This is a genomic window from Pseudomonadota bacterium, assembly GCA_018823285.1.
Lineage (GTDB): Bacteria > Desulfobacterota > Desulfobulbia > Desulfobulbales > JAGXFP01 > JAHJIQ01.
The window spans coordinates 1-13943 of the sequence record JAHJIQ010000032.1; the positions used below are offsets into that span (position 1 = coordinate 1).

The following is a 13943-nucleotide window of genomic DNA, read 5'->3' on the forward strand; positions in this document are numbered from 1 at the left end:
CCAACCGGATCGCCCTGAGCCAGCTGGGAGTCTATTACCGGGAGCGTGGTCAACTGGCGAAAGCGGCCCCATATCTCGAGAAGGCGGGAAAACTGTATCCGAAAGATTTTGATGCCCGGGCCAACCTGGGGCAGCTGTATGACTATCAGGGGCGTTTCCAGCAGGCCCTGGTTGAACTGGATGCGGCCCTGCTGATCAATCCTGATCGGGCTGATGTGCTGGTCAACATGGGGATTATCCGGGCCAGGCAGGGGGATCTCGCCGGGGCGGAGCGGGATCTGGTCAGGGCCTTGCAGCTGGCGCCGAAATATGAAGATGGAAAGTACAATCTGGCCCTGGTCCACTTTCAGCAGGGCCGGCTTGACCTGGCGGAACAGGAGTTGGCCGGGGTAATCCGGTCTGATCCCGATTTTGTCGAGGCATACAACAGTCTGGGGCTTGTTCTCCTGGACCGGGGAAGGAGGGATGAGGCGGTTGCCGCTTTTCGGGAGGCGATTCGTTTGAACAGCGCATTTCAGGATGCCCGGAACAATCTCCAGTATGCCCTTGGCATCGGCAGCAGGGATGGTCAGCCGCCGTGAAACGACCGGGAGAACATCGACTCGGTTTGGTTCCCAGCCTGAAGTATCTGGTTCCTTCCGGGTATCGCGTATCACCTACTGCTTTTATGATGTTTTCTGACCCGGCTTCATTGTGCATTATCAATGATCAACTTCTCTGCTCAGAAATTGCTTTCCGCAAGAGGTCCGTGGACAAAACGTGTGCTTAGTTATTCAATTGATTGGTCTTGTTTTAGAGAGGATTGGAATGAGCATGTTCGTTTTGTTATCGTGTTGGCAGGTTCACCAGGGCCATATCGGTTGATGCGTTCTGGAGTGGAGTAGTGAACCTGATGATACCCCGGGTGGCTGCTTTTTCCACCTCGATCCTGCTGGTCAGCAGTTGGGGGGAGTAGAGTGCAGGGCGACGGTTCGGGGTCGCTGAAAAAGCCAATTGCTGGAAAAGTTTCACGTTGTCGCTGTCCGGAGAGACGAGCCAGATTTGAGCAAAATTTTCGGAGATCTGTCGCAGGTCGGTGATCACCTGAAATTGGGCTTTGCCATAACTTTCCTGATAATGAGCTGTATAATCGGTAATCGTCGAGGGAGATTTGTATAGAAATTGAGAATAGTCAGGAAATTCGATTGCAAAAAGATATAAGGTCGTGTCGTCAAAGTGCAGAAATGCCTGTTTCTCGTGAAAGTGTGTCTTGCCGAAATGAACGATGTCGTTCATGGGGCTCTTGAATTCTACAAAATATAATATCTGCATGGCTGGTAAGGCCAAGGCTGCATAGCAAACCAGGAATAGATGAGAATATCCCCGGGCAATTCTCTTTGTTGATTTCAGGAAATGGTCGATCTCGGCAGCAATCACAAGGAAGAGTAATCCCCATAAAGGAAGCATGTATCTCTCTGCCAGGATGGGGCGAACCAGGAAAGAGTATACAAGGGCGAATATGAGGACCGCGCTGAACACCGGGAGGGCCAGGGAGGCGAAAATCGGTTTCTGCCGATTCCGGTAAGCTGCGACCAAACCCGAGCCAAGATAGACCAATGAGCCGGCCAATAAGTAATTTGAATTCGGGAAAAAGCCTCCCGGCACCCCGAATGGCAGGCGGAATATATTGTACAGAGCGTACAGTGACGGCTTCCCGATCCAAAACCCGCTGCTGACTCCGGCCACCTGTTTTACCAGAAAGAAAAGCCATGGGGCAAACAGTGAAGCAGCGACAAGAGATTCCGCTAAAAATGGCCATAAGAGGTGTCGTTTCCGCAGGATGATCCAGCAGAGCAAAAAGAGGTGAACGAAGAAGACGCCAAGGGTGACATAATAATGGATATACAACCCCCCCAGCGATGATAGGCCAAAAAAGATAAGATCAGATTTCTTCCCGTCACGGACATAAAGAAAACCCGTTGTTGCACAGGCGGTCATCAAGAAGGTTGCCCATGAGTACATTCGTATTTCCTGGGCGTGAAACAGATTCATGCTGGAGAAAAGCATCAGGAACGCAAAAATAAGGCCCACTCTTTGATTGAATAGGCGGGAAATGGGGCCGGCCCCTAAAAGTATTGTCGTGGCGAGGAGTCCAAGGCCGGCAAAACTCCGCAGGGTTCCCCGGGCGTAGCCGAAGAGTTCTGCGAAAACCTTACAGGCAACATAATAGAGGGGAGGGTGAGTATCTGTTTTCCCGATGACCTCGGGAATCTGCAGGAGATCAGGGTTGATCCTGGAATAGGTGTACGCTTCATCCCCCCAGAGGCTGTCATGGGAAATATGGAAAAAGATGAGGAATGAACCGACCAGAAGCATCACGCTCCAGGCTATCCAGGTGTTGAATTGAAAGGGTTTTCCCGCAGGAGATGCGGGTGAGGCACTCAACTTGCCTGAGTGATCAAGTTCCATTGGATAGATGCCTCTGCAGTGCGCTGTCGCCCCATGTTCTATAAGGGGTTTTCAGCTCTTCTGTCTGATGAGTACGATTGAGGGTGAGGAAGGCGGGATCATTTCTCGATCTGAACATGTAAGGCGAAACGCACCCCCCGCAGCTCGAAGTCTCCCGCTGTTCGCTATGTGCCGCGGGGAGCTTCGATTCTTTAAGCCGCATTAAATCAGTTCCGCTGATTTTTCGCAATAGTCTGAGCGGTGTATGGATCATCCCAAGACCCTTTCGGCCAAATGGTCAAACAAGAAGCTCGCAGCCGCCTGGTCGGCAACTTGTTGATCTGCCGCCTGTATTATCAATAGAGTTTTTCTCGCGTTTCTGAAGTCCACTTGATTGCTGATGAATCCTGTTGAATTCCCGGCTAACAGGTTCACTTTCCGGCGGAAATAGGGTAGATAATGAGATTATTCCCTTGATTGTGACGGAGTCGTGGCCTTGAACGATATAAATACATTGATGGAAATCTCTCGCAAGGTTCGCCGCGACGTGATCCGGATGCAACGGTTGGGAACCGGGGTGGCGTCCGCCATGTCGGTGGTTGATATCCTGGTCTGTCTCTATTTTGAGGTCCTCTCGCCATCGGCCAAAGGCGAAACGACAGGGGACCATTTCCTGTTGAGCAAAGGACATGCCGTCTCCGCCCTTTATGCGACCCTGGCAGCCCGTGGTATCCTCGATCCGTCCCTTCTTGCTCGCTTTCTTGAAGACGGCAGTCCCCTGACCGGTCATCCGTCCCGAGGCAGTGTTCCGGGTATTGAGGTTTCCACCGGCTCACTGGGCCATGGTCTTCCCATTGGGGTCGGCCTCGCCTGGGAGGCGAAACTTGCGGGCCGGACCTCCTCCCGGGTTTTCGTTCTTCACGGTGACGGAGAGTTACAGGAGGGCAGCGTCTGGGAAGGGGCAGCCCTGGCATCCCGGCTGGGGCTTGACAATCTGGTGGCCGTTGTGGATGTCAACGGACTCCAGGGATACGGTCGAGTTGATGAGCTGACCCCTCTGGCCCGTTTTGCGGAAAAATGGCGGTCCTTCGGCTGGGAGGCAATCGAGATCGACGGACATGACCATGCCCGGATCGTCGAAACGCTGCAGGCGTGCCCGCTCGTATCCGGCAAACCCTCGGTGGTCCTGGCGAGAACCGTCAAGGGGAAGGGGGTGAAGGACATGGAAGACCGGTTGGGTTGGCATTATTTCTCGGTTCCGGTCGATCGGATCGGGCCCTTTCTTGAGGAACTTTCGTAAAGCAATCATGAGGCAGGCCTTTCTCAAAACCCTGATCGAGTGTCTGGCCGTTGACCCGGCCATTCTGCTCTTGACCTCCGACACCGGCTTTCACGTTTTTGATGATTTTCAGCGGGAGTATCCCGAGAATTACTTGAATGTTGGAATCTCCGAGGCGGCGATGATCGGCATCGCGGCAGGTCTTGCCTTGGCGGGCAGGAAGGTCATGACCTATGCCATTGCCCCCTTTGCCACCTTTCGGTGTCTGGAACAGATCCGGGTGGATCTCTGTTGCCAGAAGCTTCCGGTCATGGTCGTCGGGGTCGGCGCCGGTCTGACTTACGGCCCGGCCGGTCCCACCCATCATACCATCGAGGATATCGCCGTGATGAAGGCCCTGCCCAATATGACCGTTTTCTGTCCCGGAGATCCTTGGGAGACCGAGGCGGCGGTCCGGGCCGGACTGGCCCTGGACGGACCCTGTTATCTCCGGCTCGGGAAGAGCAGCGAACCGCTGGTCCATCAACAGCCGCCAGCTTTCCGGGTCGGCGAGGGGATTCTCCTGCGCCCAGGGACTGATCTGGCCATCCTGGCCACCGGGACGATGCTCGCCGCTGCAGTCGAGGTTGCCGATCGACTCAAGGGCCAAGGGATCAGCGCCGAATTAATCAGCATGCCCACGGTCAAGCCCATCGATCGACGGCTTATCGGCGAAGCGGTGGAACGATTTCCACTCCTGGTTACCATGGAGGAGCATAGTCTGCTGGGCGGTTTCGGTTCGGCGGTGGCTGATACCATGCTGGAATCGGGGTTGGCGTCCACCCGATTATTGAAGTTCGGTATCCCGGATGTTTATTGCGATGTCGCCGGCAGCCAGGAGTATCTGCGGGCGAAATACGGCCTCGATCCGGAATCGATGACTACACGGATCCTCGAGGTAGTGCGGAGTCGATCGTGACCGAGACTCACCGGAGAAATACGGTTATCGGCCTCCTGTTTGGTGCCATCGCCATCATCTTTACCTTCCCCGTCTTTGAACATCCCTACTTCCTGGGGATCCAGGACTGGGACGGGTATCTCCTGTTCGATGCCCTGGCCCGGTCGTCCTGGCTCAGGTTCGGCCAGATTCCCCTGTGGGACCCGTATCTTAAAGGCGGCATGCCCATGCTGGCCTATCCGGAATCGAATATCTTTTCGCCGGCCCTCCTGGTGCAACTCCTGGTCCACGAACTGGTGGCCGCCAAGATCAATATCACCCTGCATGCCTTCATCGGTCTCGGTGGCGCATATGCCCTGGCTCGGAAATTCAAGCTTCCGGTTCAGGCAGCGCTCCTGAGCGCGGTTGTCTATATGCTTAACAGCATGTACTCTCTGGTCTTGACCGCCGGGATGGCGTGGGGATTCGGGGTCGCCTTTATCCCCTGGGCGCTGTTTTTCTTTCTCAAGGCTCATGAAGATTGCCGGCATGTGGTTACCACCAGCGCAGCGCTCCTTCTCATGTGGCTGGGGGGCAGTGTCTATCCCTTTACCATCAGTCTTTTGCTCATCGGAACCTACGGGGTGATGGAGGTCGTCACCAGACAGGAGACCCTGTCGCGCACCCTGGTCCTGCTGGGGGGGATTTATGGGCTCACCTTTGCCCTGGGCGCTTTCAAGTTTTTGCCGGCAATTGAGTTTACCCATCGGTACACCCGGCACTCCGATCTCTATGCCGGTCTGAGTGTCCAGACCTTCCTGGCCGGCCTCCTCAGCCGGGACCAGACCCTGGCGGCCATTGGCGGGTTTTCCAGCCAACCCGGTTTCCTGTCCGGCGCCTCCCAGGGAATGGATGAGATCGGGATGTACGTGGGAATCGTGCCGTGTCTCCTTTTTCTTGCCGGCATGATCAGCCGATTCCGGCGGTATCTGGTAGTGTTCCTCTGTCTGGTGATCTTTGTCTGGTTGAGCTTCGGCGACCGGAGCGCCCCGTTGAGCCTCTGGCATCTGGTCAAAGCGATACCACCGTATAGCCTGATGCGGAGCGTGGAACGATTTCGACTCGCTGTTATCCTGCTGTTCGCCATCACGGCCGGCGGCGGTCTGGTTGCGGTGACCGCGATGATCGACAAACGGTTTCCGGGGAAAGGTATTGCGACCGGCCGGCTTCTGGTCGCTTTCGTCCTCTTCGACCTGTTGCTGGTCAATGGCCCCACCTTCAAGGACGCCTTTCCGATTCCTCCGTTATCGGTTCCCGAAAACGACCATTTTGTCCAGGTGGGCGGGTTCCCTGAATACAGTCCTGCCGGGTTCCACCTTGATGGAAGTCGTGATACTTTCACCTCGTTTGGCGCCTCTTACCTTGCCTTTCAGGCCAACGCCGGGAGTATTCTCGCCTATGAATCGATGCCGGTGCCGGTGAATGCGGTGATGGTGGGAGATCCCCGGTATCGAGGCGAAGTGTATCTTCAAGGGGCCGCCGGCAAAGCCGACTATCTTTTCTGGTCACCCAATCGGTTGCGCGTCAGGGTTCAAGCCTTGAGCACGGGGTGGCTGATCGTGAATCAGAATTATTATCCCGGCTGGAAGGCCCGGGGACATAAAACGGGATCGGTCGGTGGCCTGTTAGCCGTTCCGGTCGATTCCTCGGTTCAGGAAATCGAGTTCTATTATCGGCCGAACTCTTTCGTGGCCGGGGTCGTTATCACCCTCCTGACCCTGATCGTTGTGGCCGTCTGGTTTTTTCGGCAGAGGAATTGTCGCTGTACCTTTCCGGGCAGATACTGACTCTCCCGCAACTTTTCTCGAGAGCGTCAAGCATGGAATGGAACCCTGTCCGGATTTTTTGGGGAAGCGAAATACCGGGAACCCTGCTCAACAGGATGTCACAGAACAGGTGTTTGGGAATATTTGCCAATCGAGAAAAAGTGATTTTTCATCACCTCACCTGAGTATCTTTTCTGCGACCGCAAAAATTTTCTCTGCGCGTAATTGTTTCAGACACTGGTTGTCGTGGCAGTATGAGTGTTTGCCGTTAAATATGCTCACACACGGTTGACAGTCAAGACTGAGAGTTATGCTCTGACTGTTTTCGCTGAGCGGAGAGTAGAGATCAGGTGATTCCGGACCAAAAAGAACGATGGTCGGGATTCTCGTCAAGGCGGCCAGATGGGCCGGGCCGCTGTCGTTGGTGATAAAAAGCTGTGCAAAATGGAAAAGATCAAGAAGATCTTCCAGCGATGTCAGTCCGGCAAGGTTGATGAACGTAACCCCGGTTTTTTGGTTGGCAAGCTCTTGCAAAAGGGAGTCGCCAACTTCTTTTTCCTCTTTTCCGCCAATACAGAGAACCCCCAGGTCCTGAAATCGCTCATGCAGGAGAGTGACCAGCTCAACGAAGTGCTCAGCAGGCCATTTTCGCAGTGAGATTAAATCAGAGCTGTTGGGATTGAGAATGAGCCAACGCCTGATTTCTGTTAAAGCCGATTCCCCTGCCTCCTTGACGAGCAGTTTGTTTATTTTTTCCTCGAAATGAGCGCTGGGAGGTATTTCCGGCAGGGTGGCCGAGAAGCTGCTCTGGTAGATGCCAAGTGGCTTGAGCAGGGTAAAAAAGGCCCGGGATGTATGTAAAGTATGATTGTAATTGATTGGATAGTTGATAAACCGGCCGCGACGGAGTCCTTCAGTGTAAAAACCGTAAAAGCCGATTCGGTAACGGGCGCGCAACGCAAAGCTTAAAATGGCCGTAAACCTGGAAAAGAATTCGAGATCAATAACCACGTCAAAATTTATCCGGATCAAGGTGTTGAGGCAGGAGAGGACATCACCAATAAGATGGGTGATGGTGTCATTTCGCACCGTAAATATGTTTTCGGCTTTGAGCAGGCCCATGATGGGAAGTATGGACTTGTTGCTGTGAAAGGTGAGAAAGCAGATCCGGGCGTCAGGGAACCGTTGTTGGGTGGCCTTGATGGTCGGGTAGGCCAGCACAATACTGCCTATCCCGAAGAGTTTGATGAAAAGAATTTTCCTGGGGTTTGTAAGCGGTATTCTCTTGATAAACACTTGTTTAAAAAACGAGAGCACGGTGATCAGCCAGCATATGGGGCGGCCGATCCATAAATCAAGTATTCTGAGAGTGGATATTTTCATGGGAGTGCAGTCGTTTCCAAGTTCCGTCGTTACGGTCAGCTGCTGGAGTTATTTACCCCACAGCTTCCCTTTATCAAAGGTGTTATTCCAGAGTAGGGAAAACCCCTGATAGAGAATATTTTTCCACTCATACAGGGAACGTCTGCGCAAGAGTTTTCTGGCGAGAAAGCGAGGGCGCAGGTAAAAGCCTAAAACGGCTTGTCTTTTGAGAACGACGAGTCTTTGGGGGGGGATGCCCTCGGGAGCGAAGGTTATGTGTTTCCCAGATTGGTCCATGGTCATGTGATCGGGGGCTATGCGGCCGTCATCGATGGCGTCTTGACGCATCTGGGTCGCTGCTCGAGGGACTGCCACATGAAAAGAGGCGTAATCGCAATCAAGATCACAGGCTAAACGGCTGGTCGCCCGGATGGTCGCCTCTGTTTCACCCGGGAGGCCAAGAATGAAGGTGCCGACAGTCTGAATGCCATGTTTCCTGCATAGAGTGAATGCGGCGGTAATGTCTCGGAGAGTGTAGCCTTTCTTATATCGTTGAAGGATTTCATCAGAACCGTTTTCAACGCCGATAATCATCGTGTGACATCCAGCCTTCTTCATCTGCACCAGCAACTGTTCATCTAGGAGATCCGGTCGGCAGAATGCGGTCCACCCGAAGAGGGGAGAGAATCCTTGCATCTCATGGAGCAGTTCCAGAGCCGATTTTTTATGCACGGCAAAGGTCTGGTTCATCCAGAAAAGCTCCCGGATTCCCATCTCATGGAGTGAGTGGAGTTCAGCTAATGCCTCCCGGTTTGGGCGGGAGCGGTGGGGAAGTGCAGCCATGACGCAGAAGGTGCATTGAAACGGACAGCCAAAATCGGTTAAAAAAACGGCAAAATCGGGACTTCTTGCAAAAGGAAAACGGTAGCCTGGACGCATAAAGAGGCGATGCTGCGGAATGTCGACCTCAATTGCGGAAAGCTCTCCGGGAGCATTTACCTCTATGATCTCTCCGGTCTGGCTCCGATAGGCCATTCTTTCTATTTTGTGGTATTGACGGCGCAAGTAATACTGAAGATCCCGGGTGGTAAAATCAAGAAGCAGGGCGTCAATGTAGGGATGATCCTGCAGCCATTTGGTTGGCGAGGAGAGAAAAAGGTCTCCGCTGCCGATCAGGATGCGGTCCGTCCTGGCAAGGTTCGCTATGAACTGCAGGTCTGCGGGATGGTTCACGGCTCCTGCAAGGAAAAAGATGACGTCTGGATTCAACGCATCTATTTGGGCGGAGGTCTCAGCCACGGTTAGATGATCGCAGACAGAATCAATAAAAAAGAGCTGGTAGTCGTTTGCGAGAACTCCACTTTGCAGGACAAAATCTATGGGCGGGAAAAGATAGTTGGAGCGGCTGCTTTTGCTGCAATAATAATCGCGGATGACGATTTCGGGCGCCGGAGGGTTGAGAAACAGAAATTTCTGTTGCTGTGAAATGGTGTTTGACAGGTTCATGTTTGCAACACTGATACTAAATTGATTCAGGGCGGAATTCCAGTTTATAATCGATTCCCTTGGTGAAAAAGGTTTTGGGGAGGTGCGACTTTCAAGGTGATGGTGGTGGTGATGAAGAGCAGTAACCAGGGCAATGTTGCCAGAGGATATGCCGCATCGACGAAGGTGATATAATATGGCAGGGGGACAGTGAAAAAGATCCAGTAAAACAACCAGCGAAAGGGGACCAGTCTGGACCAGCCGGCACCTAAACATATCAGCAGGGCAAGGGTCGGTGCCAGCCAGAGCAGAACTTTCCAAATCATTTCTGCCAGGAACTGGAGTCCTGATCCTTTCTGGCTGTCGGGATACCAGGGGTACTGGTCGAGTAGGTCTGAACACCAATACAGATATATCCTGGCAAGCGTTCGTTTGGCCGTTATGATCGGATGATCGAGCATATAATGATACGATTCGTGGAGCGCTGACTTTGCGTATTGCACCTCACCTGTTTCCATATATTTTATCAGTTCATTTCTATCGAGAGACGGATGCACGGAAGTGGCATTGACCCTGACGGTTCCGCGTTCGCTATTTCCCTGCCGCAGCTCGACGCCGAAATTGGAACGAAAAGGGATGAAGGCATTCATTCGGGCATAATTGTAGAGCGTCCATGGCGCCATGGACAAAAACACGAAAAAGGCGATGAACACGATCCGGCGCACCAGAGGGAAGCTCACGCCAGGGGTTTTCCATAAGGCGTACAGTGATCCACCCGCAAAAATGAGAGCTGTATTCTGGGTGACCGTCATGCCCAAGGCGCCGACCAGGGCCATGATAACGCTATTGCGCCATGATGGGGTGATCAGCCATTGCAGAGTGGCATAAACCGCCAAGGCCATCAAAAAAAACTGCCAATCAGTATACCAGGGCGAAATGAGGTCAAATCCCCCCGCAGGCCAGAGTGACAGAATTACGGTGGTGATGAATGGGTATTTATGGTCGTCAAGACCAGCCTGGCAATAGATCAATCGCGCAATTTTGTAGTAGAGAATCATGGTGCCGCATGCCAGAAGGGTGTCGAGCAACAGGATGGCGTAGAGGCTTGCCGGCGAGAACAAACCAAAGAGCCTGAAGATCCCTGCCCAGAGGGATGGCAGCAGAGGAGCGAACCACGCAGAAGGGTCGGATCCCTGGGAAAATGGGGAAGAAAAGCCTCGGCCCAGCGAGAGATTTGCCGAGATGGAACCCAGTTCGGCACCGTACGATAAGGAATCCCAGTTGAGTTGGTCAGAATAGAAAATAAAAAAAACCAGCTTGCGGATGAATCCGGTCAGGCCGACAACCGGGTATGGATGCCGAGAGCACCATGAAAGCCATTTATACCCAAAGGGCATAAGTTTCGTAGGAACAGGCAAGCTGTTCACCTCAGCTTTATGTTGAACCATTTGATTCATAGGTGTTATCCGCCCTGGATGCGAACAGTGCACACAGCAGATCCGCTGCCATGTGAGCCGTTACGGTTGATGATGATATCCATGTCTCAGGTGACAGGGAGTTGCCGGCCATATTATCAAAAAACGAATTCTAGCTCAGGACCATATGTACTTCAAGAGCGAACACTCTTGACGGCAAGTTTTACAGAAGGCTGTAAGTTCACTTATTTGATGATGGGGCCGACCAGTTATGAGTTGACAGCAGTCCGGCTCTACATTTAAATGACAAATTCTCTGTGGTTAAAGAGTGAAAGGAGCTTTCCCGCCCCCATCACGTCCCGATCCGCCGGGACACGGGAAAAGATGCCAAGGTCAAAGCGGCCGGGAGGAGAAGTGTGAATATTGCTCTCATCGGGTGTGGGTACTGGGGGAAGAACTATCTTCGGGTTTTCGACGAGTTGACGGAGACAAATCTCGTCGAGGTCGTCGATCAGAACCCCGCTGTCCTGGCCCAGGTCAAGAATAAATATCCGTTGATTGAGACCAGCACCGATTATCGGGCAACCCTTGCCAAAGCGAATATTGATGCGGTTGTGGTGGCGACCACTGCCTCGACCCATCTTCCCATTGCCGAGGAGGCCATCCGCAACGGCAAGCATCTCCTCGTCGAAAAGCCCCTGGCCATCGACCCGGCCGATTGCCTGAGGCTGACCGAACGTGCCGAGCAGGCGGGCGTTCTTCTGATGGTCGGACATACCTTTCTTTACAATGACTCTGTCAGGAAGATGAAGGATATCCTCAAGGAGGAAGCCTCGGGAGAGATCTATTATCTGACGGCCCGGCGTAACCACCTGGGGACCATTCGTGAAGATGTCAGCGCACTCTGGGACCTGGCAGCCCATGACATCGCCATATTTTCCTATCTCCTGGACCAGGAACCTCTTTCCTTAAGCGCGGTGGGCGGGTGTTACCTCCGTGAGGGGCGGGAAGACGTTTGTTTCATGACCCTCAACTATCCGGGAGGAGTGATGGGGAATATCCAGGTCAGCTGGGTGGACGCCAACAAGGTTCGCGAGGTGATTGCGATCACCGGCAACCGACGGATCGTGTTCAATGACCTGGATACCCTGGAAAGCATCCGGGTTTTTGAAAAAGGAATTTCATATGATGAAGGAGCCGAATCCTTTGGAGAGTTTCAGTACCTGCTCCGGGACGGCAATATCTTCAGCCCGAAGGTTGAGCGGAAGGAACCAATGAAGAATCAATGTCTTCATTTTGTCCGCTGTATCGAGGATGGGAAGAGGCCCATCAGCGATGGTCGAAACGGGACCATGGTCGTTCGGGTTCTCCGGGCCGCCAGTGAATCAATGCGCCGGCATGGCAAAGAGGTTGTTATTGAAAAATCTGCTTGAGATCGGCGAAGGGTTGTGCCGCGATGACAATGTCGTCATCGGGTATGCCGCCGAGCGCCTCGACCAGTCTCAACCGCTCTCCCTCGGCGCCTCGGCCCGTTTGCGGAGCGGGACCGTGATCTACGAAGGGTCGGTCATCGGTGCGCACTTTGCCACCGGCCACAACGTGGTGATCCGGGAACAGAACCGGATCGGAGACCGGGTCAGTGTCTGGAGCAACTCGGTGATTGATTACGGTTGCCGGATCGGATCGAATGTGTTGATCCACTGCAATGTCTATATTGCCCAGTTTACCGTGATCGAAGATGACGTTTTTATCGCTCCCGGGACAATGGTCGCCAATGATAAATACCCGGTGGACAGGAATAATCTTAAAGGGCCCACAATCTGCAGGGGGGCGCGGATCGGGGTGAACTCCACGATCTTGCCGGGGATCCGAATCGGCCGTGATGCCATGATCGGGGCCGGCAGTGTCGTCACCCACGACGTTCCGGATGGGATGACCTGGTACGGGGTGCCAGCGAGGGCTGCCGGATGAACGTACCCTTTGTCGATCTGCGGGCGGAGTTTCGGGAGGTCGATGGTGAGGTCTCCGCAGCCATCAAGGATGTTGTCCAGAACGCCAATTTTATCCTGGGGCCGGAAGTTCAAGGGTTTGAGGAAGAGTTTGCCCGCTATGTGGGCAGTTCCTGCTGCATCGGTGTTTCAAGCGGGACCGACGCTCTCCGCCTGGTCCTCGAGGGGATCGGCATTTCGGCCGGTGACGAAGTCATTGTGCCGGTGAATACCTTTGTCGCCACCGCGCTGGCGGTCACCGCGATCGGGGCTGTCCCCCGGTTTGTCGATTGCGTTACCGAGAGTTTTCTGCTGGATATTGCCAAGGCCCATGAGGCGGTAAATTCCAGAACGAGGGCGGTGGTGCCGGTCCATCTGTATGGCCGGATGGTGGCCGCCGAGGACCTGGCGTCGTTTGACTTCCCGGTGATTGAAGACGCCGCCCAGGCCCATGGTCAGGATTGCCGGGGCAGGCGGGCCGGAAGTATTGGCCGGGCCGGGTGTTTCAGCTTTTATCCCTCGAAAAATTTAGGCGCCTACGGTGACGGCGGAGCGATAACCACCTCGGATGAAGGGCTCCGCGATCGTCTGCGCCTGTTGCGGAACTATGGCCAGAGCCGGAAGTACCACCATGAGATCCGGGGCGGCAACTATCGTCTCGACGGTATCCAGGCAGCGGTCCTCCGGGTGAAACTGAAATTCCTCGATCGCTGGAATCAATGCCGCCGGGCCGCTGCTGCGTACTACACCAGTCATCTCAAGGACGGTATTTCTTGCCCGGCAGGAGAGAGCGTCTATCACCTGTATGTCATCCGGGTGGGGAACCGGGACCGGCTGCAGGCCAAACTCGCCGAGGCGGGGATCGAGACGGGCATCCATTATCCGGTTCCCCTCCATCTGGCGCCATGTTTCAAGGAACTTGGCGGCAGACAGGGTGATTTCCCGGTGGCTGAACGGGCGGCCGGGGAGATGCTGTCCCTGCCCATGTCGCCGTTCATCACTTTGGAACAGCAGGAATATGTGGTCGAAAACGTAAACAGATGGGGTGAGTCGGTATGAAAAACGTTCTGGTTACAGGGGGTGCCGGGTTCATCGGCTCGCATACCGTGGATCTCCTTCTTGCCAAGGGGTACAAGGTAAGGGTGCTCGATAACCTCGAATATCCCACCCATCTCCACGGCAAAAAATCAACCCTTTCTTCCCAGGTTGAATTCCTCCGGGGGGATATCAGAAACATCGATGATC

At 54.0% G+C, this 13943-nt stretch carries 12 protein-coding genes; 8 read left to right on the top strand and 4 right to left on the bottom strand.

The window, feature by feature from the left end; translation table 11 throughout:
- Window positions 1-581: tetratricopeptide repeat protein (locus tag KKG35_08690; GenBank protein ID MBU1738202.1), on the top strand; the 581-nt coding region annotated here is incomplete at its 5' end.
- Between the two features lie 244 nt (window positions 582-825).
- On the opposite strand, the gene KKG35_08695 is transcribed toward KKG35_08690, so the two are convergent.
- On the bottom strand, window positions 826-2448 hold the full coding sequence (locus tag KKG35_08695; protein MBU1738203.1) for a glycosyltransferase family 39 protein: 1623 nt from the start codon (window positions 2446-2448) through the stop codon (window positions 826-828).
- A gap of 496 nt (window positions 2449-2944) precedes the next feature.
- On the opposite strand from KKG35_08695, the gene KKG35_08700 reads away from it, so the two are divergent.
- The 3 genes from KKG35_08700 to KKG35_08710 are packed head-to-tail and all read left to right on the top strand — an operon-like array spanning window position 2945 to window position 6469.
- Window positions 2945-3727: a transketolase gene (locus KKG35_08700; GenBank protein MBU1738204.1), complete on the top strand. Its 783-nt coding sequence runs from the start codon at window positions 2945-2947 to the stop codon at window positions 3725-3727.
- A 7-nt stretch (window positions 3728-3734) separates the two neighbouring features.
- Window positions 3735-4664, top strand: coding sequence for a transketolase (locus KKG35_08705; protein ID MBU1738205.1), 930 nt, complete (start codon window positions 3735-3737; stop codon window positions 4662-4664).
- The gene (locus KKG35_08710; protein ID MBU1738206.1) at window positions 4661-6469 is read left to right on the top strand and encodes a hypothetical protein; all 1809 of its coding nucleotides are present in this window, start codon (window positions 4661-4663) and stop codon (window positions 6467-6469) included. Before KKG35_08705 ends, KKG35_08710 begins: the two co-directional genes overlap by 4 nt.
- A 156-nt stretch (window positions 6470-6625) precedes the next feature.
- Here the strand turns inward: KKG35_08710 and KKG35_08715 are convergent, their stop codons facing one another.
- The 3 genes from KKG35_08715 to KKG35_08725 are packed head-to-tail and all read right to left on the bottom strand — an operon-like array spanning window position 6626 to window position 10713.
- A complete protein-coding gene (locus tag KKG35_08715) occupies window positions 6626-7831 on the bottom strand; it encodes a glycosyltransferase family 9 protein (protein ID MBU1738207.1) in 1206 nt (401 codons plus the stop codon).
- Window positions 7832-7879: 48 nt separating this feature from the next.
- Window positions 7880-9316, bottom strand: coding sequence for a radical SAM protein (locus KKG35_08720; GenBank protein MBU1738208.1), 1437 nt, complete (start codon window positions 9314-9316; stop codon window positions 7880-7882).
- A gap of 44 nt (window positions 9317-9360) precedes the next feature.
- Complete coding sequence (locus KKG35_08725; protein ID MBU1738209.1) at window positions 9361-10713, bottom strand: hypothetical protein; 1353 nt, start codon at window positions 10711-10713, stop codon at window positions 9361-9363.
- A 413-nt stretch (window positions 10714-11126) separates the two neighbouring features.
- Here KKG35_08725 and KKG35_08730 point away from each other — a divergent pair, with 413 nt between their 5' ends.
- From KKG35_08730 to KKG35_08745, 4 genes are all read left to right on the top strand, one after another.
- On the top strand, window positions 11127-12143 hold the full coding sequence (locus tag KKG35_08730; GenBank protein ID MBU1738210.1) for a Gfo/Idh/MocA family oxidoreductase: 1017 nt from the start codon (window positions 11127-11129) through the stop codon (window positions 12141-12143).
- On the top strand, window positions 12109-12681 hold the full coding sequence (locus KKG35_08735) for an N-acetyltransferase (protein MBU1738211.1): 573 nt from the start codon (window positions 12109-12111) through the stop codon (window positions 12679-12681). Before KKG35_08730 ends, KKG35_08735 begins: the two co-directional genes overlap by 35 nt.
- Window positions 12678-13757, top strand: coding sequence for a DegT/DnrJ/EryC1/StrS family aminotransferase (locus tag KKG35_08740; protein MBU1738212.1), 1080 nt, complete (start codon window positions 12678-12680; stop codon window positions 13755-13757). Before KKG35_08735 ends, KKG35_08740 begins: the two co-directional genes overlap by 4 nt.
- A partial coding sequence (locus KKG35_08745) for a GDP-mannose 4,6-dehydratase (GenBank protein MBU1738213.1) occupies window positions 13754-13943 on the top strand: 190 nt, incomplete at its 3' end. The genes KKG35_08740 and KKG35_08745, both read left to right, overlap by 4 nt.